21 protein-coding genes and 1 riboswitch are annotated in these 21,437 nt (G+C 54.9%); of the genes, 14 read left to right on the top strand and 7 right to left on the bottom strand.

The window, feature by feature from the left end; translation table 11 throughout:
- Positions 1 to 25: 25 nt before the first annotated feature.
- The 7 genes from ABXH05_RS15270 to ABXH05_RS15240 form a co-directional block, all read right to left on the bottom strand.
- Entirely contained in the window at positions 26 to 676 is a 651-nt protein-coding gene (locus ABXH05_RS15270) for an urea amidolyase associated protein UAAP2 (protein WP_353562018.1), read from the bottom strand.
- A gap of 4 nt (positions 677 to 680) precedes the next feature.
- On the bottom strand, positions 681 to 1,451 hold the full coding sequence (locus ABXH05_RS15265; protein ID WP_353562016.1) for an urea amidolyase associated protein UAAP1: 771 nt from the start codon (positions 1,449 to 1,451) through the stop codon (positions 681 to 683).
- A 123-nt stretch (positions 1,452 to 1,574) separates the two neighbouring features.
- Complete coding sequence (locus ABXH05_RS15260) at positions 1,575 to 2,339, bottom strand: ABC transporter ATP-binding protein (RefSeq protein ID WP_353562015.1); 765 nt, start codon at positions 2,337 to 2,339, stop codon at positions 1,575 to 1,577.
- Entirely contained in the window at positions 2,336 to 3,175 is an 840-nt protein-coding gene (locus ABXH05_RS15255) for an ABC transporter permease (protein WP_353562013.1), read from the bottom strand. Before ABXH05_RS15255 ends, ABXH05_RS15260 begins: the two co-directional genes overlap by 4 nt.
- A 56-nt stretch (positions 3,176 to 3,231) precedes the next feature.
- Positions 3,232 to 4,305: a putative urea ABC transporter substrate-binding protein gene (locus ABXH05_RS15250; RefSeq protein ID WP_353562011.1), complete on the bottom strand. Its 1,074-nt coding sequence runs from the start codon at positions 4,303 to 4,305 to the stop codon at positions 3,232 to 3,234.
- Positions 4,306 to 4,379: 74 nt separating this feature from the next.
- Positions 4,380 to 4,502, bottom strand: a riboswitch (guanidine-I (ykkC/yxkD leader).
- A gap of 277 nt (positions 4,503 to 4,779) precedes the next feature.
- Entirely contained in the window at positions 4,780 to 5,700 is a 921-nt protein-coding gene (locus ABXH05_RS15245; protein ID WP_353562009.1) for a response regulator, read from the bottom strand.
- Complete coding sequence (locus ABXH05_RS15240; RefSeq protein WP_353562007.1) at positions 5,693 to 9,001, bottom strand: hybrid sensor histidine kinase/response regulator; 3,309 nt, start codon at positions 8,999 to 9,001, stop codon at positions 5,693 to 5,695. Before ABXH05_RS15240 ends, ABXH05_RS15245 begins: the two co-directional genes overlap by 8 nt.
- 394 nt (positions 9,002 to 9,395) lie before the next feature.
- Here ABXH05_RS15240 and ABXH05_RS15235 point away from each other — a divergent pair, with 394 nt between their 5' ends.
- The 14 genes from ABXH05_RS15235 (at position 9,396) to ureG (ending at position 21,411) form a co-directional block, all read left to right on the top strand.
- The gene (locus ABXH05_RS15235) at positions 9,396 to 10,208 is read left to right on the top strand and encodes a hypothetical protein (protein WP_353562005.1); all 813 of its coding nucleotides are present in this window, start codon (positions 9,396 to 9,398) and stop codon (positions 10,206 to 10,208) included.
- Between the two features lie 42 nt (positions 10,209 to 10,250).
- Positions 10,251 to 11,531 (top strand): urea ABC transporter substrate-binding protein, encoded by a 1,281-nt coding sequence (gene urtA, locus ABXH05_RS15230; RefSeq protein WP_353562003.1) that lies wholly within the window; start codon positions 10,251 to 10,253, stop codon positions 11,529 to 11,531.
- Between the two features lie 239 nt (positions 11,532 to 11,770).
- On the top strand, positions 11,771 to 13,447 hold the full coding sequence (gene urtB, locus ABXH05_RS15225; protein ID WP_353562001.1) for an urea ABC transporter permease subunit UrtB: 1,677 nt from the start codon (positions 11,771 to 11,773) through the stop codon (positions 13,445 to 13,447).
- Positions 13,444 to 14,628, top strand: coding sequence for an urea ABC transporter permease subunit UrtC (gene urtC / locus ABXH05_RS15220; protein WP_353561999.1), 1,185 nt, complete (start codon positions 13,444 to 13,446; stop codon positions 14,626 to 14,628). The genes urtB and urtC overlap by 4 nt, the downstream gene beginning before the upstream one ends.
- Positions 14,625 to 15,377 carry an urea ABC transporter ATP-binding protein UrtD gene (gene urtD / locus ABXH05_RS15215; RefSeq protein ID WP_353561997.1) on the top strand — a complete coding sequence of 251 codons (753 nt, stop codon included), beginning with the start codon at positions 14,625 to 14,627 and terminating at the stop codon, positions 15,375 to 15,377. The genes urtC and urtD overlap by 4 nt, the downstream gene beginning before the upstream one ends.
- A gap of 1 nt (position 15,378) precedes the next feature.
- Positions 15,379 to 16,068, top strand: coding sequence for an urea ABC transporter ATP-binding subunit UrtE (urtE, locus tag ABXH05_RS15210; RefSeq protein ID WP_353562433.1), 690 nt, complete (start codon positions 15,379 to 15,381; stop codon positions 16,066 to 16,068).
- The gene (locus ABXH05_RS15205; protein WP_353561996.1) at positions 16,043 to 16,963 is read left to right on the top strand and encodes an urease accessory protein UreD; all 921 of its coding nucleotides are present in this window, start codon (positions 16,043 to 16,045) and stop codon (positions 16,961 to 16,963) included. Before urtE ends, ABXH05_RS15205 begins: the two co-directional genes overlap by 26 nt.
- Positions 16,964 to 16,979: 16 nt before the next feature.
- Positions 16,980 to 17,282 carry an urease subunit gamma gene (locus tag ABXH05_RS15200; RefSeq protein WP_353561994.1) on the top strand — a complete coding sequence of 101 codons (303 nt, stop codon included), beginning with the start codon at positions 16,980 to 16,982 and terminating at the stop codon, positions 17,280 to 17,282.
- A 43-nt stretch (positions 17,283 to 17,325) separates the two neighbouring features.
- A complete protein-coding gene (locus ABXH05_RS15195) occupies positions 17,326 to 17,565 on the top strand; it encodes a hypothetical protein (protein ID WP_353561992.1) in 240 nt (79 codons plus the stop codon).
- Entirely contained in the window at positions 17,562 to 17,876 is a 315-nt protein-coding gene (locus ABXH05_RS15190; protein WP_353561990.1) for an urease subunit beta, read from the top strand. Before ABXH05_RS15195 ends, ABXH05_RS15190 begins: the two co-directional genes overlap by 4 nt.
- Complete coding sequence (ureC, locus tag ABXH05_RS15185) at positions 17,876 to 19,585, top strand: urease subunit alpha (RefSeq protein WP_353561988.1); 1,710 nt, start codon at positions 17,876 to 17,878, stop codon at positions 19,583 to 19,585. The genes ABXH05_RS15190 and ureC overlap by 1 nt, the downstream gene beginning before the upstream one ends.
- 7 nt (positions 19,586 to 19,592) lie before the next feature.
- Positions 19,593 to 20,108 (top strand): urease accessory protein UreE, encoded by a 516-nt coding sequence (locus ABXH05_RS15180; RefSeq protein ID WP_353561986.1) that lies wholly within the window; start codon positions 19,593 to 19,595, stop codon positions 20,106 to 20,108.
- A 5-nt stretch (positions 20,109 to 20,113) separates the two neighbouring features.
- The gene (locus tag ABXH05_RS15175; protein WP_353561984.1) at positions 20,114 to 20,794 is read left to right on the top strand and encodes an urease accessory protein UreF; all 681 of its coding nucleotides are present in this window, start codon (positions 20,114 to 20,116) and stop codon (positions 20,792 to 20,794) included.
- A complete protein-coding gene (gene ureG, locus ABXH05_RS15170) occupies positions 20,791 to 21,411 on the top strand; it encodes an urease accessory protein UreG (RefSeq protein ID WP_353561982.1) in 621 nt (206 codons plus the stop codon). Before ABXH05_RS15175 ends, ureG begins: the two co-directional genes overlap by 4 nt.
- Positions 21,412 to 21,437 lie beyond the last annotated feature (26 nt).

The following is a 21,437-nucleotide window of genomic DNA, read 5'->3' as shown; positions in this document are numbered from 1 at the left end:
CTGGACTCTCCCTTGTAGCCGCGCGTCACGCCGACGCCCCGTCCCAGATCAGCATTTCGATCGGGGTCGGGTTGTACGCGTTGCAGGGATTATTCAATTGCGGGCAGTTGGAAACGAGCACAAGCACATCCATCTCAGCGCGCATTTCCACGTATTTTCCTGGCGCACTGATGCCATCCTCGAAAGTCAGGCCACCTTCGGGCGTTACCGGCACATTCATGAAGAAGTTGATGTTATGCGTGATGTCACGTTTTGACATGTCGTACCCATCATTTTCAGCGACGGCCAGAAGCCAGCTGTCTCGACACGCATGCATGTACTTGGTGTCATGGGCATAGCGCACGGTATTGGATTCCGTTGCGCAAGCTCCGCCCAACGTGTCGTGCTGCCCGCACGTGTCAGCCGTTATTTCCAGCATCACATTGTTTTCGGTTGAAAGAAGTTTCGTCCCGGCAGTGAGGTAGACGTTGCCCTGCTCGCGGATGGTATCAATTGCGCTATAGCGCTCCGTTGGATCAGTGGCATTGTAAAACAGGGTGTCCGCTGCCTGGTTTCCCTCAAGATCGAGAATTCTGAGCACCTGGCCCTTTTCGACCACATGCATCCAGTATGCGCCTGCCTCCACGATCTCGCGGTAGAGTGCCTTGTCGGAGTGGAATGGGCTTTCCTTGATCATGATCTCAATTCCCACCCATCGACGGTGAAGAGCCGATTGACCCGCGGCGATACAGCTCCGTATTTTCAAAACCCCGTCCGTTTTCCGGGCGCGATGTCCTGCAGAAATCATCGTCGGCGACAGGTTGCGCTTCAAAGAGCTCGACACGTACGGGTTTGGGAGCGTAGGTCGGCGACGGATCCAAGGGGTGAGGGCAGGTATGAAGCAGCACCAGTGTATCCATCTCAAAGCGCAGTTCTACATGGGCACCAGTTGTCCCACCGTCTTGAACAAATCCAAGTGTGCCGTCAGCATCGGTCTTGACCGTGCTGAACCAATTTACGTTTGCAGCAAGATCCTTTTTGCCCAATCCGTATTTCGCACCTTCAACAAGAAAACTGTCCAGACCGTTCTGAGCACGCTCGTTTCGGTACTCCTGGTACGTCATCGCGCCGTAGCGACCCTCCAGACCCGCGCGCGTGCTGTTGCCGCAGACGGTGTCGTGCCAACCATGTGTGTCTTCGACGATGGAGCAGAAAATCCGACCCATATCTGAATAGAGGCAATTGCCTTTGGTCAGCTTGAAGGTGTGCTGACATTTGAGAGTGTCAGGTGCGTTGTAGCGTTCCAGCGGATTTGCCGGATTGTAGAAAAGCATGCCGACATTGGCGCCGCCTTCACTATCCGTTAGGCGCAGCGTGAAGCCCGCCCTGATAGTCAGTGACCAATGGGCGCCGCCCTGCATGGTTTCACTGAGGATGATTTCACTTTGATGCGTCTCGCTTCGGGGTCTCATAGACACCTCCATCTGGTCGAAGCCGGCTTGTTAAGCCGTTCGTTTCACACCAGGTCGTCCTGGGCCATGTCTCGTGAGGTGGCATTGCGCCAACCGCCGGGTCGTCCCGGCGAGAACAGACTTTCATCCTGCCGCTGCCTCCTGAGCCTTGAGCTTGGCGATAAAGGGGGCGGGGTCGGTCAGGGTATCAAAGGCAATCGTCGCGCCGTAGCGCTCCAGTTCCTCTTCTCTTTTGCGTTTGCGGTCAAAGGCGATGACCCGCGTGCCAAGGTAAAAGGCCTCACTCAAATCGTGAGTGACCATGAACACGGTCATTTTGGTGTCCCACCAAAGCCGCAACATCAAGTCATGTACTTCAGACCGGATACCTGGATCAAGAGCGCCGAAAGGTTCGTCCAGCAGCAGGACCCGAGGCTTCATTATAAGCGCTTGAGCAATGGCAAGGCGTTGCTGCATGCCACCTGAAAGCGCAGAGGGATACTTCTTGGCCGAGTCTCCAAGTCCAACGCCCTCAAGCATTTCCATTGCTTCTGCACGCGCTGTGCGCCGCGCACGCCCATGCAATCGAGCAAAGATGCCGCCGCGCTCAATCTCAAGCCCGAGCATTACGTTTTCGACAGCTGTCAGATGTGGAAACACGGAGTATTTCTGGAACACAACGCCTCTGTCAGGCTCTGGGTTGGGAGCAATGGGGTTGCCGTCAATGAGTATGGCTCCACGTGTTGCTCTTTCCTGACTGAGCAAGAGCCGTAGAAATGTCGACTTGCCACATCCAGACGGACCCACAAGTGAAATGAACGAGTGGGCCGGCACGTCAAAGTTGATGCGCTCCAGAACAATCTGGTCGCCATACTCCATCCAGACATCCTGGACACTGACTTCGGTCATGCTTGTGCCCTTTGGCTTGCGAACCAGGGATGAGCCCAGCCCTGGTATTTGCGCAATGCGTAGTCAAAGCCAACGGCAAGGAATGTGATCCAGAAGACGTAAGGAAGGATCACGTCCATGGCCAGATATCGCCGTAGGAGAAAGATGCGGTATCCAAGGCCGCTTTGAGCCGCGATCGCTTCTGCGGCAATAAGGAAAAGCCATGCCGCACCTAGCGACAGGCGCAACGTATCAATAATGCGTGGCAGCATCTGAGGGAGCACAATCCGCCATGCGATGTGCCAGGTCGACGCCCCAAGGGTCTGCGCCTTGACGATCTGTTCGGCAGGAAGTTCAGAAACGCGAAGGGCAATGTCGCGCGTCATGTATGGGGCTATTCCAAATACAATCAAAACAACTTTGGAGAGCTCACCCAGGCCGAAGGTAATGAACAGAATGGGCAAGACAGCAAGAGGTGGGATCATTGCGAACACGGCAATGAAGGCAGACATGGTGTGACGAGCATATGGGATAAGGCCGACGGCAATGCCAACAACAGCACCCATGAAGGTTGCCAGAAGCACGCCTGCACCGAGGCGCGAGAGGCTGGCTACTGTGTCTTCCCACAAGAGGTAACTGCCGGTTCTCCTGTCTGGCTCAAAGGCCATCCGCTGCACCGCATCTGCAATTGCGCTGAAGCTTGGCAGCAGTTTGTCATTCGGGTTGTCGGCAAGTCTGATTTCTGAACCGACGGCATAGGCGAGCAACAAGAGCACGAAGGGTGCAAGTGCCAGTAGTCGCCCGGCCGCCGGTCCAGGGTGTCGGTTGATGAGCCGTTCGCGTCGGGTAGAGGGCATGCGAGTGCCTGCTTTCCAGTGTCTAGTTGTGATGCGGAAGGCTCATGCAGGTTGCGTTAGAGAGTGCCGTCGGCTGCCATGGCCATGTAGTCGGCATTGAAACGGAACTTCACATTTTCTTCGTCGCCGAGGATTGACCCGTCAGGAAAGCCGATTCCTACGATGTCAGGGCTATCAGCACCGTCACCGAGGAGGCCACGTTCAAAGAGGAACATGCGAACCGCCTGCATGGTTGCCTCGACATCCTTGGATGTTGTGAACGTCACAGCGTCTGAGGGCGTTGCAAACATTTCTGTGGATGCAAGCTGCATGTCGTAGCCGGCAAGATCAGTGCCGGATGCTTCACCCATGGCCGTCCGTGCGGCCTCGCCTTCTGGTGTGTCCGACAGCATGATGGACATAGTCTCATACCAAGCGCCTGCGAGAGCTTTGCCGAACGCAGGGTTGTCCGCCAGAGTCTCCGTGTTCACAGCCGTGAGGTCCATGATTTCACCCGGAATGTCGGATGAGTCAAAAACCTTGTTGGCGCCGGGCGTTTCCAGAATTTCTGCAACCAACGGGTTCCAGGTCACTACAGCTGTCACATCATCGGTCTGATAGGCAGCAATCATGTCGGCGTCAGAAGTGTTGACGACGCTGATATCTTTTTCAGCCTTGCCAATGCTCTCAAGCGCTCGTGCAAGCAGATAGTGAGAAACCGACAGCTCAACCAGATTGACCTTCTGACCGACAACTGCTTCCAGCGTATCTGCGTCCTTGAGAATGAGGGCATCATTCCCGTTGGAGAAGTCACCCACGATCAGGGCCGTTGTGTCCACGCCGCCTACAGACGGGATAGCCAGAATGTCCATGTTTGTGGCGGTAACGCCGTCAAAGGCACCAGCCGTGTACTGATTTATGGACTCGATATAATCGTTGAACTGAACAACCTCGATTTTGATGTCGTACTTGTCAGCCCACTTGTCGACGATTCCCTGGTCGGCAGCCCATCCCCAGGGCATCCAACCAACATAGATCGACCACGCCAGCTTGAACTCTGTTTTTTCCTCCGCTAGCGCAGCCGAGGCGCCTGCGAACATCAGACTCGCAGATGTTGTGAGGGCAATCAGTAGTCGTGAAAAATTCTTCATAGCCAATACTCCATTGTAGGTCTTGGAGTTTGGAGGTCACGGCGGGCCGGACGCTGTTTTGCCAAACGCGTTAGACCTCCCGGGCTTTTGTCCCGCCGTGTACCCAACCGCTGTTGACCGGTAGGGCCGCAGCTCTCGGACCAGACACCGGCAGATCCACAAGATCACCACCGGCCGGAACCCTAGCTGCTATCGAACTTAACAACTCAAGAAGCGTGCCAACAAACAAACACCCGTTTTCTAACGGTTTGTATTGTTCCGTACACGCCATTGCCTATTGACTGGTCACCCATCCATCCAAATGCCCGATTCATAATCAGGCTCTGCAGGGAGGGTTCCTCTAAACAGGTTCCTGTTAGAATTTTGCGAGGTTCACTTCTAGCGCCATGCACCGAGCGAGCGCACCGGATTTAGCATCCAGCTTTTGGCTGCAGGCGTATTGTTGGGACTTACAAGCTGATCAGGATTTCGAGGCTAGATTTTGGACACTGCCGCTATTGCCGCTGCTGTTCTGTTTTCCACATTCATCTTGCTGAAGACCTGTTCAAGGTGCTTGTTGATGGTTCTAGGACTGCAGCTCATGATTTCCGCTATGTCGCGGTTGGCCTTGCCGCGGGTGACCCATAGCAAGACCTCTGCCTCTCTTTTTGTAAGGCCGAAGCTCTCCCTTAGCGTCGCAATTGGGTGATCGGTGTCCTCACTAGAATGCTGAATGCTCAACTCAATGAGGAACTCATCGCGCTCAACGGTGCCGAGGAGTTTTGCAATCAGCGTCTTCCCGCTGATGCCCTCGATTGTTGCTGTGGTGCCCTCAAGTACACCAGCTGAAATCAACATATCGCTGAGGCCGGATATTTCCGAGCCGGCAGCAATTGCCTGACCTGGCAGCAGCTGTCTCAGAAGCTCATCCGCAGGGGCATTCCACCACGATGGGATGCCGTTGGCCGAAACAGCCAATAGTGGCGATCCTGTGAAATCCAGAGCGTGCCGAGTGGATTTGGCCATCCGAGACTGCGCAATGTGCGACAGGAGTCTGGCGGTTAGCTCTTCAATACGAAATGGCTTGGTGATGTAGTCAATACCACCTGCCGTGAAGCCACGAACGATGTTTTCTGTATCCTTGAGGCCGGTCATGAAGATCAGTGGAATACCGGCCCATTCTGGATTCTGCTTGATCTGCCGACACGTCTCAAAACCATCAAGACCCGGCATGACCGCATCCATCAGAATGCCGTCAGGCACAATCCTGCTGAGAATGGCGAGGGCGGCGGTTCCGCTCGGCGCTACCAAGGCCGAAATGCCCGCGCCTTCGAGGACGTCACTCAGAAGACTCAGTGAATCAGTGTCGTCATCAACAACGAGAAAAACAGGGCGATCATCGGGACTGCTAATCATTTGCGATCAGCTTCTCGAGTTCAATTTGAAGCGTTTCAAAGTCACAACTTTCCGCGATCACGCGCATCTGATTGAGAGACATGTCAGCTTCCGGATGGCGTGCTGATATAGCATCGAGCGCGTCCAATATGCCCCTCGCGTGGCCTATTTTTGCCAGTTCCAACAGACGTTCGATGTCATCTGCCGGGATGACTCTCGTTGCTACTGGGGCAATTGCTTCAGGTTCTGCCTCATCATCTCCGGGAGGAGGTTGATAGATCCACTTGAAGCCGAAGATGGACTTAAGTTGATTCATCAAGGTCGGCAAGTGCACCGGTTTCATCAAATAGGCATTGTGGAATTCAGATTCCTCCGCCCGCTTGGGATCATTTCGTGCATTGGCCGAGACCATGATGATCTTGATGTTCGGATCCGCGTTCTTGCGCAACTCTCTCGCGACCGTCCAACCATCGATGCCGGGCAGCGAGATATCGAGTAAAACAGCGTCTGGACTGCATGTGCTGGCGGTAACGATGCAGCCTTCGCCGCTATCCTCTGTAAGAACAAACAGTCCGGCCTGGCTAAGGGCGTCGCGCATAAAATCAAGGTGGTGGGTGTCGTCATCTACAATCAGGATGGTCCGACGAGGGCCTTCATACCCAACAATTGGCGTCCGGACTTTCGTCTCAGCCTTTGTGGGGTGGGTCACCGCCGGCAGGAAAATCCGTATGGTGAAGCAACTTCCGGTACCGGGTTGACTAGTAACGGTAATCTCGCCGCCCATTGCCTCGACAAGCAACTTGGTAATCGTCAGTCCAAGACCTGACCCCTTCGTTGCTGGTCGCTGAGGCGACTCCAGACGCTCAAAGGGTACAAAAATGCGCTCAAGGTCTTCGTTAACGATGCCAACACCGGTATCGATGATGTCGAAGCGAGCCACTTCACCGGAGTAACTCAATCGCAGTGTCACACTGCCAGTGTGGGTGTATCGAATGGCATTGGATACCAGATTGATCAGCACCTGCCGAAGTCGTTTTTCATCCACGCGTACGATCCGCGCCATGTGCTCGGGCTGCTCAAAAATGAAGGAGAGGCCTTTGTCGCGCGCCTGCAACGTGAACATATCCACCAGTTGATCCAGAAACTCGCGGATCGGAACTTCATCGCTGTAGGTTTTGAATTTTCCCGCTTCGATCATGGAAATATCGAGCAAGCCATCGACTAGGCTTGAAAGATGCGCGCCACTACGTCGGATGACGCTCAATCCATGCTCCAGCTCTCGAGGCAGATCGGGTTTTGTTTCTAGAAGCTGCGCATACCCCAGTATCGCATTCAGTGGCGTTCTTAGCTCATGGCTGGTGCCTTGAACGTATTTTGTCTTCGCTTCATTGCGGGCCTCGGCAAGTTCCTTGGCGAGCTGCAGTTCAGCGTCAGTCTCGCGACGAGCCCTGATTTCTTTGTAGAGAAGCTCTGTTTGAGCCTGGCTTTCCAGCCGCGTCGCCAGACTGCTTTCCTTTGCAAGAAGAAACGGCCAAATCGCGATCGCGATGACGAAGACGATAATGAAGAAACAGGCAATAAGGGTCGCTTCGATAGTGTCCCTGTCCAGACCCGGTGAGTCGAGCAGATGCAGGTATGCGAGGCTGAGCAGCATGGCAGCGAGAGCGACGCCGATGGCCAGTGCGCCCAGATACTTCAGCAGGCGCGCGTTCAATATGTTGCCGGTGAATTGGGCGAGGTAACGCGACATACGAAGTAGAATAGTAGATTCAGGCCGCGTATCGCCATCGTCTTTACATGCGTCGTGGCATCTTGCATCCAGCCCACAGCATAGCGAGCATATGGGCGCTGCATAAACAGGGCAGGACGCCATGTCCTGAGACTCAAATGCATTTTGACAGATGCAGCACTCAGTTTCTTCACCAGGGCCTGCGACCTCTATGACAGGGCGAGCGAGATAGTATTTTCCCTTGGTCAGCCATGCGATGAGTGGCACCAGAAAGAAAGGTATGAGCAGTGACGCGAAGGTCGCGTAAGGCCGGTTTTCTATGCCTGCAATCCCGGCATAAATGCCAATGCCGATGACGGAGGCGATGGTCATGCTCACCGGACCAACCGGGTTGAAGTTGGGTAGGTATGCCCTCCTGAACTCGATCTTCTTTGGCGAAAGTCCAAGCGGTTTGTTGATCGCAAGGTCTGCGGCCACGGTTGCCATCCACGCCAGGGGAATATTGGCGTACAGGCCCAATGTCCGTTCAAATGTCTGGTAGATTCCAAGCTCCATGAGCATCAACGCCAATGAAACATTGAAGAACAGCCAAACAACGCGACCAGGGTGGCTGTGTGTAAGACGGGCGAAAAAGTTCGACCACGCGATAGACCCGGCATAGGCGTTGGTCACGTTTATCTTCAGTTGCGACAGGATGACGAACACAGCCGCAACGCCGATTGTGAAACCTGTGTCCCCGAATGCCTGAGTAAAAGCATACAGGTACATCTCGGTCGGCTGTCCTGCTTGTTCGAGCGAAAAGCCGATGTTGAGGAGAAGGACAGCGAAAAAAGATCCGAGCAGCATCTTGAGCACACCCGGGATAACCCAACCAGGTCCCGCGGCCACGACGGATGCCAACCAAGCCAGGCGGTTTTTGCGCGTCTGTTCCGGCATGAACCGCTGGTAGTCAACTTGTTCCGCATTCTGAGCGACGAGCGGAAAAATGAGACTGCACGCACTGCCGAACAAAAGAAGGTTGAAGGGCGCATCTGAATCACCAAGCTCGCCAGCAAAGACCGCCCAGTCGGCAAAGGCCAGCGCATCGGAATTCACCACCGAAATCACTGCAATAATCTGCAGACCGAGCCAAACGGGCTGCGTCCAGGTCTGGAATTTACTGAGGTACGTAAAGCCGTGAGTCACCAAGGGCAACACGACAAGGGCAGTCACGAGGTACCCCAGGTAAGTGGGCACGCCAAGCCACATCTCTAGCGCCAGCGCCATGATGGCGGCTTCTAGAGCAAAGAAGATGAAGGTAAATGACGCATAAATCAGTGATGTGATGGTCGAGCCGACATAGCCAAATCCGGCTCCGCGGGTGAGGAGATCAATGTCCAACCCATTGCGCGACGCATGATAACTCAGTGGCAACCCAAGCAGGAAGATAACCAGGCCAACCACCAGGATGGCGGTCACAGCGTTGGTAAAGCCATAGGCAAGCGTAATGGATGCACCAATCGCTTCCAGGACCAGAAACGAAACGGTCCCTAGGGCAGTGTTGGTGACCCGAAAAATGGATCCACCCCGGGCCTTTCGCGCGGTAAAGCGCAAGGCGAAGTCTTCCAGAGTCTCATTGACGACCCATTGGTTGTAGCTGCGCCTCTGGGGAACAACTTTCTGCTTTGGAATTGCCAATGACGCTGTCTTTCAAAGGACGTGATGTTGCGGCAGCGACATGATGCGGTGCCAGCCAAGTGTAGGACCTAACATCCACACTCCGCCTCAGATTTGTACCTGCATATCTGCGGGTCTCACATGAGCAAGTGCAAAAGCGCCACAGTGTGGACCGTTTACCATCCTCCACGCCTCCCAAGGGCGGAACATACGCACAATGACGTATTGTTGCGCCGCACCATGGATGTGAGCTTTGACGTGCGGGGCATGAACTGGCTTGAAAACAGGTGATTCCCCGGCCCGTTTTGACTCAATTCCTTGGGGGATTTCCATGACTAAACAGATCAGCAAACTTGGCGTCGCTCTCTGCAGCGGTGCACTTGGCGTAATGGCCGCAACATCATCAATGGCCGCCGATAAAGTGTCCGGCAACGTTGGTGTCAGCTACAACTCACACTTCATTTCATACGGCGCAGACGTTTGGGCCGGCGGCACCGAATTCTTCGGTGATCGCTCCACCACATTTGCCTTTGCAGACATAAGTGTTCAGGCAACTGATGAACTCAGCGTCTACACCGGCGTCTGGGCGGACATCAATGACAACGCCAACAGCGCGATTGGCGGCACGCTTCAGGAAGTCGATTTCTGGGTCGGTGCGGCATACACAATCGAGACCGTAACCGTTTCAGCGACGTACCAGTCCTGGGCATATGCGGGCGACATCGAAGAAATTCTCGATTTCGGCTTGTCCTATGATGACTCCGATCTGCTGGGCGCTTGGGCAATGAGCCCGTCGCTGACATGGCACATTCGTACAGCCGGCAACGGTGCTCAGGCTGAAGGTTCAGCTCTTGTGCTGGGCGTTTCCCCTGGTTTCGATCTGACGGAAACAGTTTCAGTCAGCATCCCGGCTGGCGTCGGGATCTTCCTTGACGATGATTTCCAGGGCGGCACTGAAGGTGGCTATGCCTACTCTTACCTTGGCGCATCCGTCGGTGTCCCACTCTCCTTTATCGCTGACGATTACGGCTCCTGGTCGATGAATTTCGATCTGGTCGGTTACACAACCGACAATGACGCCATTCCAGGCAACCCTGATGACACGTTCCTCACCGGTTCTGTCGGCATCTCGATGGCCTTTTAAGTCGCTCGGCCGTTTATCCAGTACAAGTATCGGAGTTTATCTATGAAGATTGTGAAAGGCGCGATTGCCGGCCTCGCATTGACGATGGCCTCAAGCGCTGCTTATGCAGAAGACCCAATCAAGGTTGGTATTCTGCATTCCCTGTCCGGCACTATGGCGATCAGTGAGACGACTCTCAAAGACGCCATGCTGATGCTGATCGAGCAGCAAAATGCCAAGGGCGGTGTCCTTGGTCGCCAGCTCGAACCAGTGGTGGTTGACCCTGCTTCCAACTGGCCTCTGTTCGCTGAAAAAATGCGCGGGCTTCTGTCCGAAGATGAAGTGTCTGTCGTCTTTGGCGCATGGACATCGGTATCTCGCAAATCCGTTCTCCCGGTGGTTGAGGAGCTGAACGGCATCCTTTTCTATCCAGTGCAGTACGAAGGTGAAGAGAGCTCCCGCAACGTGTTCTACACCGGCGCGGCTCCGAACCAGCAGGCAATCCCTGCGGTTGACTATCTCATGGAAGAAGAGAGCGTCGAACGTTGGGTTCTGGCCGGCACGGACTATGTGTATCCGCGTACGACCAACAAAATCCTTGAGGCGTATCTCAAGGACAAGGGTGTTGCTGAAGAAGATATCCTCATCAACTACACGCCATTTGGTCATTCTGACTGGCAGACGATTGTTTCTGACATTCGCGAGTTTGGGTCAGCCGGCAAAAAGACAGCCGTGGTTTCAACCATCAATGGCGATGCAAACGTACCTTTCTACAAGGAGTTGGCCAATCAGGGTATCAAGGCTGAAGACATCCCGGTGGTTGCATTCTCTGTGGGTGAAGAAGAGTTGGCAGGTCTTGATACAGGCCCGCTGGTCGGTCACCTCGCGGCTTGGAACTACTTCCAGTCCGTTGACTCTCCTGAGAACGCCGAGTTCATCTCGACATGGAAAGAGTTCACCGAGAACCCTGATCGCGTCAGCAATGACCCGATGGAAGCCCACTACATTGGTTTCAACATGTGGGTGAAGGCTGTGGAAGCAGCAGGCACTGCAGATGTTGATGCAGTAATTGCAGCCATGCCGGGTATCGAAGTGCCTAACCTCACAGGTGGTATGTCAGTGATGCTCCCAAACCATCACATCACGAAGCCAGTCCTCATCGGCGAAATTCAGGCTGACGGCCAGTTCGATGTTGTTTGGCAAACCGAAGGTCTCGTGCCGGGCGACGCATGGACGGATTTCCTTCCAGGTTCCAAGGACCTGAAGTCCGACTGGGTTGAGCTCAACTGCGGGAACTTCGACACCACGACAGAAAAGTGCCTTGGTCTTGCAGAAATGCACTGACGTAAAGGCATAGGCCAATCGAGGGTCGCTGTTCGTCGCTTTACCTGTTTCGCGCCGACAGCGACCCCTCTAAGCGGATGGCAGGCATGTCGCTAGATCCCTGACATGCTTGCCATTTCGTTTCCGTCCGTCGGCGGAATAAGATTCAACAATGGATGCCGGCACCAAAAATGAACATCTACCCAACTCGCCAGTGGGCGCACGTGATGCCAAGGCAGTTGATCATACTGCGAAGCGCCATGTTGTGGCTGGCCACCGTAGGAATTGCTGCAGCATTGACGCAGCCGGCTTTTAGCCAGGGCGCGCTGGGTGATCCTGTCGGAACAATCGACACTCCACTCCAAGAGACAGAAATCACCGGACCTCTGGAGTCTGAGCCCCAGCCGGTTCTTCCGCAGCTGTTGGACGAAATGCGTGTTGCAGGGTTTTCGAAGAAAGCTGAAATTGTTGCGCGCATAGCAGCCCTCGACCATCCAATGGGGTTGCCGATCCTCAAAGCGCTAGCCGAGGGAACACTGTTTGCCATCGCCGATGGTCCCATCGTGATTGCACTGGATGGGAAAGATGGTGAGATTAGATCAGCCTCAACAGGTGAAGTCCTGCAGGCTGTCCCTGGTGATCTCAAAAAAGTACGCGTGAACAACAAATTGCGACGTGTACTCCGTGATCTGATCGCCCGGATATCGCTGACTTCAGGAGACCCAGATATCCGCCTGGCGGCTGCCGAGAACGCCTTTACAGGCGCAAATCCTGAGACCCTGCCATTTATCGAAGAAGCGATCGCGGCTGAACAGGATCCAAAGATTGCCAACGCGCTCCAACAAGCGCGAGCAGTCATGATTTTGGCCAGCCCACCAGAAGATCCAGCTGCAGTTATGGATGCCATGGCTGTACTCAAAGACCGCGGCGATCGCACGGCACTCGACTCTCTGTTGCGCCTTGGCCCACAAGACGATCCGACAATGGAAACGGCAAGGCTCGAGGCCATTGAGGCTATAGAGCGGACACTGTCGTACTGGCAGTTGGCGCAGGATGTGTACTTCGGCATTTCTCTTGGCTCGGTTCTGCTCCTGGCAGCTTTTGGTTTGGCCGTTACTTTTGGTGTGATGGGCGTCATCAATATGGCCCATGGCGAAATGATCATGCTGGGGGCGTACACCGCCTTTGTTGTTCAGCAGGTGTTGATGTCGGTTGCGCCCGGTTTGCTTGAAATATCGTTGCTTCTCGCAATCCCCGCAGCCTTCATCGTATCCGGCTCCGCAGGCATGCTAATCGAGCGGACTATTATCCGGTTTCTGTATGGCCGCCCATTGGAAACGCTGCTGGCGACTTGGGGCCTGTCCTTGATCTTGCAGCAGCTCATTCGCAGCATTTTTGGTCCGACCAACAAACCGGTCCAGGCGCCGAGCTGGATGTCCGGCTCATTCGAAGTGGGTCAGCTGACGATCACGGAATCGCGTCTTTGGATCATTGTCTTTTCTCTCATCGTGATGGGAGTGCTTTTGACCTTCATCCGGCGTACGCGATTTGGCTCTCAGATGCGTGCGGTCACTCAAAACCGGCAAATGGCTGAATCCATGGGCGTCAAAACCAGTTGGGTGGACGCACTAACCTTCGGCCTTGGCTCCGGCGTTGCGGGCATAGCCGGCGTTGCCCTGTCGCAAATCGACAATGTCAGCCCCAACCTGGGTCAGGCCTATATCATCGACAGTTTCATGGTGGTTGTGTTTGGGGGCGTGGGCAATTTGTGGGGCACATTCGTTGGGGCGATGTCCCTCGGAGTAGCAAACAAATTGTTTGAGCCTTTCGCCGGCGCGGTTGCAGCCAAGATATTGATCCTGATCTTTATCATCCTGTTTATCCAGTGGCGTCCTCGAGGGCTCTTCGCACTTAAGGGACGGTTTGTGGACTCATGATCATTCGCAGACTCAGCGGTATCTCCTGGGGCCTTGCAAGTGGCGTCTACATCGCGCTCCTGATTGCTTGCATTCTGGTTCCACTGTGCAACCTGCTCGTACCGGAAGATTCAATCTTCCATCTCTCCACTTACTCCGTCACTTTGATCGGCAAGTATCTTTGCTATGCTTTGCTGGCTTTGGCTCTCGACCTAGTGTGGGGCTACTGCGGAATTTTGTCCCTGGGACACGGAGCCTTTTTCGCGCTCGGTGGCTACGCCATGGGGATGTACCTCATGCGGATGATCGGGCCACGTGGGGTGTATGGCGATCCAATTCTTCCTGACTTCATGGTGTTCCTGAATTGGCAGGAGCTGCCATGGTACTGGCAGGGCTTCGATATATTCCCGTTTGCCATGCTGATGGTACTGTTTGTGCCGGGGTTGCTCGCCTTCGCGTTTGGCGTTTTCGCTTTCCGCGCGCGGGTGACGGGCGTTTATCTGTCGATCATCACGCAAGCGATGACATTTGCGCTTCTTCTCGCATTCTTCCGCAACGAACTTGGCCTTGGCGGCAACAATGGCCTGACGGATTTCAAGGAAATCCTCGGATTTGACATACAGTCCGACGGAACGCGCGTGGGGCTATTCATCGCAACAGCCGCGGCTCTTGCTGCTTGCCTGACTATCTGCAGGGCCATTGTGAACTCCCAGGCTGGTAAGGTGTTGCTGGCGGTGCGCGACGCTGAAAGCCGCACGCGCTTTCTTGGTTACAGCGCTGAAAACTACAAACTGTTCGTATGGGTGGTCTCTGCATGTATGGCGGGCGTAGCTGGCGCCTTGTACGTACCGCAGGTGGGTATCATCAACCCAAGTGAATTCTCGCCGGCCAATTCAATTGAAGCCGTAATCTGGGTTGCTGTCGGTGGCCGGGGCACATTGGTGGGGCCCATTATCGGTGCGATTGTTGTCAACGGTTTCAAGACCTGGTTCACCGGGGCAATGCCTGAGATTTGGTTGTTCGCTCTTGGTGCTCTCTTCATCCTGGTCACATTGTTTTTGCCGCACGGTATTGTCGGCGCTGCGAGATCTTTCTTCCCCGCGCGCAATGCAAAGGCCCATGGGGCAACTGAGGTCAGGGATACAGAAGACGGTGACCAGGATGTTGTGGAAACCAAGCAAGCACCGGGAGCAGGTGCATGACAACATCCACCACCCCGCATCTCCTCAATCTTGATGCCATTAGTGTGAGCTTTGACGGGTTCAAGGCCCTCAATGATCTGTCGCTGGCAATCGCCGAGGGCGAAATGCGCGCCATCATCGGTCCAAATGGTGCCGGCAAGACAACTATGATGGATGTTATCACCGGCAAGACCCGGCCCGATTCCGGAACCGCCTACTTCAAGGATCGTCATGACCTGACCGGGTTGAGTGAATCGCAGATTGCGAACCTCGGCGTAGGTCGCAAGTTTCAAAAACCAACGGTCTTTGACTGCCACACCGTCTTTGACAATCTGCTGCTCGCCCTTAAAGACCGGCGGGACGTGATCTCACGCCTTTTCGCAAGACCCACTGTGGAAAAGCGGGAACGGATTTCAGAGATCCTGGAGACCACCCATCTTAAGGATGTCGGACAGGTCATGGCATCTGAGCTATCCCACGGTCAAAAACAGTGGCTGGAGATCGGGATGCTTCTGGCACAGGACCCCGCGTTACTGCTGGTGGATGAGCCGGTCGCTGGGATGACCGACGCCGAGACGGCCCAGACGGCTCAGTTGCTGCGAAAGATAAATGAGACACGCACCGTCGTGGTCGTGGAGCACGACATGACGTTTGTTCGTGATCTCGACGTGCGCGTGACCGTGCTGCACGAAGGGTCTGTGCTGGCGGAAGGCTCGCTCGATCATGTCAGCTCCGATGAGCGCGTCATTGAAGTTTATCTGGGGAGATAAATTGCTCAACATCAGCAGACTCAATCTCAGTTATGGCGCTGCCCAAATTCTTTGGGATGTGGACCTTTCTGCCGAAGCGGGCAAAGTAACCTGCGTCATGGGGCGCAACGGCGTGGGAAAAACCACTCTTCTGCGCGGCATTGTCGGACAACAGCGCGTCAAGAGCGGCACCATTACGCTAAGGGGAAAGAAGATATCCAATGCAACAGCGTCTGCACGGGCCAGAATGGGGATCGCCTATGTGCCGCAGGGACGGGAGATATTTCCGTTGCTTACGGTCAAAGAAAATCTCGAGATTGCGTTTGCCACAGGCAGAAACACCACTGTCTCGGAGGATGTCTTTGAGCTGTTCCCCGTTCTAAAAAGCATGTTGTCGCGTCGTGGCGGTGACTTGTCTGGCGGCCAGCAACAGCAATTGGCTATTGCTCGCGCCATGGTTATGGGGCCGGATGTCATGGTGTTGGACGAACCAACCGAGGGTATTCAGCCTTCCGTCATCAAGGATATCGGCCGCGCGATTACCTATCTGCGTGATGAGCAGAACATGGCTATCCTTCTCGTTGAGCAATATTTTGATTTTGCCCAAGAGCTAGCCGACACTTTCATAGTCCTGGACAGAGGGCGCGTGGTCGCGTCCGGTGTGCAGGATGATATGGGGACAGAAAGTGTACGAAAACTCCTCACTGTATGAGCCGACAGGAGACGATCCCGAGAGCGGCACCGCAACGCGGTCCTTGCCTCCGGTAGCCGAGGATGCTGGTGGGGAAACTCGTCTTCAGGCGCAGTTCCAGCGATGCAAGGGCGAAGGCGTCTTAAAGTGCCGGTTGGATGGCACCTCGACGGTACCTTCAGACATTTACCAAAGCGGCTCGCTCAAGATCCGTTTTCCCAATGCGCGCGACGGCGCCCCGCTGGAAGCTGTGATGATCAATCTCGGTGGCGGGCTCACGGGTGGTGACAAGCTCAGCTTTGCCGCTTTTGTTCAACCAGGAGCGGAAGCTGTTCTCACCACGCAGGCGTGCGAAAAGATTTATCGATCCCTTGGCACTCCCGCTGTGGTCAATGTCACGCTGGACGTCAGCGACGGCGCAGCCCTTGAGTGGCTGGGTCAGCCAACAATCGTTTTTGACGGGGGGCATTTGCGTCGGCGGACCAGTGTTGCGCTGTCGGGCACGGCGACGTTTCTTGGGATCGAGGCTTTCATTTTTGGTCGCGAAGCGATGGGAGAAAGCGTCCAACGTGGCGATCTGACAGATTGTTGGGAAATCCGTCGCGATGGTGATCTCATCCATACGGACACCTTTGCTGTTGCAGGCAATGTGTCTCAGACACTGGGCCACCCGGCAGCTCTTGGGCCCAATCGTGCAATGGCGACTTTACGCTATGTCGCAACCGATGCAGAAGCCCGGCTCGAAGAGCTGCGCGACTTGTTGTCCGACTTTCCAGGCCGGGCCGCCGCAAGCGCCTGGAACGGTATGCTGATCGCGCGATTTGCTGCCAGAGACGGATATGACCTGACAAAAGGGATTCATCACGTGCTCGATCGGTTCCGGAACACGAGAATGCCAGCGGTCTGGTCTATCTGAGGAAGAGAAGGAAACGATGAACCTAACGCCACGAGAAAAAGACAAACTCCTGATCGCAATGGCAGCCCAGGTGGCCGAGCGGCGCCTCAAGCGCGGCGTGAAGTTGAATTACCCGGAGGCGGTGGCATTGATTTCTGACACTGTTGTTGAGGGTGCCCGCGACGGGCGCAGTGTCGCAGACCTCATGGAGGCCGGAGCGCATGTGCTGTCGAAGGATCAAGTGATGGAGGGCATCGCTGACATGCTCCATGACATTCAGGTCGAGGCGACATTCCCTGACGGCGTCAAACTCGTAACCGTTCACAAACCCATTCGCTAACGATTCCGGCTTTAAGCCAGTAGCCAAACGAGGAAGCAGATAGATGTCACATCGCATCAGATTTCGAACTCTTGGAACAACGCTCGGAACCGCCGCACTGTGTGCCGCCACCACCAGCGCCTTGGCACATGTGGGAGCCACACCCCACGCGCATCCCCACGGCGTTTCTGATGGAAATTTCGCCATCGAGGTCGTTGTTGGATTGATTATCGCCAGCACGGTTCTTGGGGCTGGTATCGGCATTGTGGCCGCACGCAATCAAGCCAAAAGAGATGATGTATGAAACCGGGCGAATGCATAGCCGCCGACAGGGACATTGTTCTCAATGATGGCAAACCAACAGTTGATCTGGTGGTAAAAAACTCAGGCGATCGGCCGATCCAGGTCGGATCCCACTATCATTTTTTTGAAACCAACAATGCATTGGTATTCGACCGGGACAAGGCACTGGGCATGCGGCTTGATATTGCGGCCGGATCAGCAGTGCGTTTCGAGCCGGGCCAGAAACGCGACGTCACGCTGGTGAATTTCGGAGGGCGTCGCCACATTTACGGCTTTCAGCAGAAAGTCATGGGGCCTGTGGAGGGCACATAATGGCGGTCAGATTTTCCGGGGCGCAATATGCAGACATGTTCGGTCCAACGACCGGAGACAGGGTGCGGCTTGCTGACACTGAGCTCTTTATCGAAGTTGAAAAAGACTTCACGACCTACGGAGACGAGGTCAAGTTCGGCGGCGGCAAAGTCATTCGCGACGGTATGGGGCAATCGCAACTTGGACGGTCCGAAGGTGCTGTAGATACAGTCGTCACAAATGCCGTTGTTGTCGATCACTGGGGCATTGTGAAAGCCGATGTGGGTTTGCGCAATGGGAAGATTGAACGCATCGGCAAGGCCGGTAACCCTGATACACAAGACAATGTCGATATTATTATTGGTCCGTCTACGGAGGTTATTGCCGGTGAGGGAAAAATTCTCACCGCTGGTGGCATAGACGCTCACATTCACTTCATCTGCCCACAGCAGATTGAAGAGTCCCTCATGTCAGGTGTCACCACCATGCTTGGTGGCGGCACTGGACCAGCAACCGGGACAAACGCTACCACCGCCACGCCAGGCGCATGGCATACGGGCCGCATGATTCAGGCCGCAGACGGGTTTCCGGTAAATCTCGGCTTTTCTGGCAAGGGAAATTCATCACTTCCATTAGCGCTGGAAGAGCAGATTCGGGGAGGCGCTTGTTCGCTAAAGCTCCATGAAGACTGGGGCACAACACCGGCGGCAATTGATTGCTGCCTGTCGGTCGCCGACCGCTTCGATATTCAGGTGATGATCCATACGGATACCTTGAATGAGAGTGGTTTTGTTGAAGATACCATTGCCGCCTTCAAGAACCGCACAATCCACGCTTATCACACCGAGGGGGCAGGGGGTGGCCACGCCCCGGACATCATCAAGGTCTGTGGCTTGCCGAACGTCATTCCATCCTCCACCAACCCCACGCGTCCGTTCACGATCAATACCCTTGATGAACATCTCGACATGCTCATGGTGTGTCATCACCTCGACCCGTCTATCCCTGAGGATATTGCCTTTGCGGAAAGCCGCATTCGGCGTGAGACGATTGCTGCCGAAGACATCCTCCATGACATGGGGGCATTCTCAATCATCTCGTCCGACAGTCAGGCCATGGGCCGTGTTGGCGAGGTATTGATCCGCACCTGGCAAACCGCTGACAAGATGAAGCGACAGCGTGGTGCGCTGCCTGAAGACAGTGCGACAAGCGACAATATGCGAGTGAAGCGCTACATCTCGAAATACACAATCAATCCGGCGCGCGCTCAGGGGCTTTCAAAACATGTCGGGTCAATTGAACCTGGAAAGAGAGCCGACCTCGTCTTGTGGGACCCGGCTTTCTTCGGCGTCAAACCGGCGCTGGTTATTGTCGGCGGCACGATTGCAGCTGCGCCCATGGGCGATCCCAATGCATCAATTCCCACGCCCCAGCCGGTACACTACCGTCCGATGTTTGGATCATTCGCAAAGTCACGTCTTGAAAGCAGCGTGACATTTGTTTCCGGCGCAGCCATTGAGGATGGTCTGCAGGACCGCCTTGGTACGGCAAAGGGTATGGTCGCCGTTGAGAACACCCGCAGCGTCGGCAAGGCTGATATGGTCCACAATGATCTGATGCCCAATATCGATGTGGATCCTGAAACCTACGAGGTCCGGGTTGATGGTGATTTGATAACCTGCGAACCCGCCGAAGTCCTTCCCATGGCGCAACGCTACTTTTTGTTCTGAGGTAATGATGCTGCGTGGTTTGTCCGTTGTGTCTGATTGGGCCGGTGACATCGTTGACACGGTAGTGCTGAACTATGAGGACCGTCACCGTCGACGGATCACCCTTCACGGTGAGGGTGGGACGCGTTTTCTGCTCGATCTGTCAGCGGTGCCCAGTATTCGTGACGGAGACGCCATAGCACTGGCGGATGACAAAATGGTGCTGGTGCGCGCTGCGCCTGAGGCACTTATGACGATTACAGCCGAAAACCCGGTACATCTTGCGCGGATAGCCTGGCACGTCGGCAATCGCCATCTGGCTGCCGAAATTTTCGAAGGCGGCCTCAGGATCCGCAGCGATCACGTGATTGCAAAGATGATTGAGGGGCTGGGCGGGAAGGTGACCGAGATATTGGCACCCTTCAATCCTGAAGGCGGGGCCTATGGCGGCAATGTGCCTTTGCAGGGTCACAGTCACGGACATGATCACAGTCACGGTGAAACCCATGCACATGACCATGTCCATGAAACTGGTCAGGATTGATCTCCATGCATCGTGCTGACCTTTACAAATTAATGGCTTGGCTATCGCCCGCCTATCCGGTTGGCGCGTTTACATATTCCCATGGCATTGAATGGCTGGTGGAAGAAGGCAGCATTTGTGATGCAACGGATCTGGTCGATTGGATCGGGTTTCTGGTGCGCCATGGCAGCTGCCGAAACGACACGATCCTGTTCACGGCAGCTTATGCAGCCACGAAGGCACAGGACCTCGAAAGCCTTCATCGCATTACAACCCTTGCGGCGTCTCTGACAGCCAGCCGCGAGCGGGCTCTCGAGACATTGTCGCAAGGGGATGCCTTTTCAAAGATCACCAAGGACACATGGCAAAGCACCACGCTTGAACAGCTCCATGAGGACGGATGCGCCACCATTGCCTATCCTGTGGCGGTCGCCATTGCAGCCTGCGACCACGGGATAGATGTGGCTCCGGCGACGGATGCCTACATTCACGGTTTTGTGGCCAATCTGGTTTCCGCAGGGGTCCGGCTGATCCCGCTTGGACATACAGACGGCCAAAAGGCGATGATCGCCCTTCAGTCTGATGTGGAGGATGCGGCGCATAATGCCTTGGGAATGACATTGGACGATCTTGGTTCGAGCGCTTTTCTTGCGGACATTGCGGCCATGAAACACGAAACTCAGTACACGAGGCTATATAGAACATGAGTACATCCCCAAACGGACCCTTGCGTGTTGGCATTGGCGGGCCTGTTGGCTCCGGCAAGACGGCGTTGATGGAAAATCTGTGCAAGATATTTCGTGATGACTACGATATCTGCGCCATCACCAACGACATCTATACCCATGAGGACGCAAAGATACTGATGCGTGCCGGGGCTCTGCCGGAAGAACGCATTTTGGGTGTCGAGACCGGCGGGTGTCCGCATACGGCTATCCGCGAAGATGCTTCGATAAACTTGGCTGCAGTGTCACAGATGCAGTCTAAGTTTCCTAAGCTGGATCTCATTCTGATTGAATCTGGCGGTGACAATCTCGCGGCTACCTTCAGCCCGGAACTCGCTGATATCACTATCTATGTCATTGATGTATCCGGCGGTCAGAAAATCCCGAGCAAGGGTGGTCCTGGTATCACGCGTTCTGACCTGCTGATTGTGAATAAGAAAGACCTGGCACCACATGTAGGTGCGTCACTTGAAGTGATGGAGACTGACACAATTCGTATGCGATCCGGCAGGCCATACATTTTTACGAACCTCAAAGCAGGTGAGGGCGCGGCGTACATCGCAAATTTCATTATCGAGACGGGCGGGCTTGCCGCCTAGGCAGCAAGCTTTAAGACAAGTCTGCT

It is taken from the genome of Pyruvatibacter sp. HU-CL02332, from assembly GCF_040362765.1.
In the GTDB taxonomy this organism is placed as follows: domain Bacteria; phylum Pseudomonadota; class Alphaproteobacteria; order CGMCC-115125; family CGMCC-115125; genus Pyruvatibacter.
Note: the sequence above shows the minus strand (reverse complement) of the source record. Positions and strands in the feature narration are given on the sequence as shown.

Coding starts and splice junctions, on each gene's coding strand:
- ABXH05_RS15270 (WP_353562018.1), bottom strand. CDS start 676: ATGATCAAGGAAAGCCCATTCCACTCCGACAAGGCACTCTACCGCGAG.
- ABXH05_RS15265 (WP_353562016.1), bottom strand. CDS start 1,451: ATGAGACCCCGAAGCGAGACGCATCAAAGTGAAATCATCCTCAGTGAA.
- ABXH05_RS15260 (WP_353562015.1), bottom strand. CDS start 2,339: ATGACCGAAGTCAGTGTCCAGGATGTCTGGATGGAGTATGGCGACCAG.
- ABXH05_RS15255 (WP_353562013.1), bottom strand. CDS start 3,175: ATGCCCTCTACCCGACGCGAACGGCTCATCAACCGACACCCTGGACCG.
- ABXH05_RS15250 (WP_353562011.1), bottom strand. CDS start 4,305: ATGAAGAATTTTTCACGACTACTGATTGCCCTCACAACATCTGCGAGT.
- ABXH05_RS15245 (WP_353562009.1), bottom strand. CDS start 5,700: ATGATTAGCAGTCCCGATGATCGCCCTGTTTTTCTCGTTGTTGATGAC.
- ABXH05_RS15235 (WP_353562005.1), top strand. CDS start 9,396: ATGACTAAACAGATCAGCAAACTTGGCGTCGCTCTCTGCAGCGGTGCA.
- urtA (WP_353562003.1), top strand. CDS start 10,251: ATGAAGATTGTGAAAGGCGCGATTGCCGGCCTCGCATTGACGATGGCC.
- urtB (WP_353562001.1), top strand. CDS start 11,771: ATGTTGTGGCTGGCCACCGTAGGAATTGCTGCAGCATTGACGCAGCCG.
- urtC (WP_353561999.1), top strand. CDS start 13,444: ATGATCATTCGCAGACTCAGCGGTATCTCCTGGGGCCTTGCAAGTGGC.
- urtD (WP_353561997.1), top strand. CDS start 14,625: ATGACAACATCCACCACCCCGCATCTCCTCAATCTTGATGCCATTAGT.
- ABXH05_RS15200 (WP_353561994.1), top strand. CDS start 16,980: ATGAACCTAACGCCACGAGAAAAAGACAAACTCCTGATCGCAATGGCA.
- ABXH05_RS15195 (WP_353561992.1), top strand. CDS start 17,326: ATGTCACATCGCATCAGATTTCGAACTCTTGGAACAACGCTCGGAACC.
- ABXH05_RS15190 (WP_353561990.1), top strand. CDS start 17,562: ATGAAACCGGGCGAATGCATAGCCGCCGACAGGGACATTGTTCTCAAT.
- ureC (WP_353561988.1), top strand. CDS start 17,876: ATGGCGGTCAGATTTTCCGGGGCGCAATATGCAGACATGTTCGGTCCA.
- ABXH05_RS15180 (WP_353561986.1), top strand. CDS start 19,593: ATGCTGCGTGGTTTGTCCGTTGTGTCTGATTGGGCCGGTGACATCGTT.
- ABXH05_RS15175 (WP_353561984.1), top strand. CDS start 20,114: ATGCATCGTGCTGACCTTTACAAATTAATGGCTTGGCTATCGCCCGCC.
- ureG (WP_353561982.1), top strand. CDS start 20,791: ATGAGTACATCCCCAAACGGACCCTTGCGTGTTGGCATTGGCGGGCCT.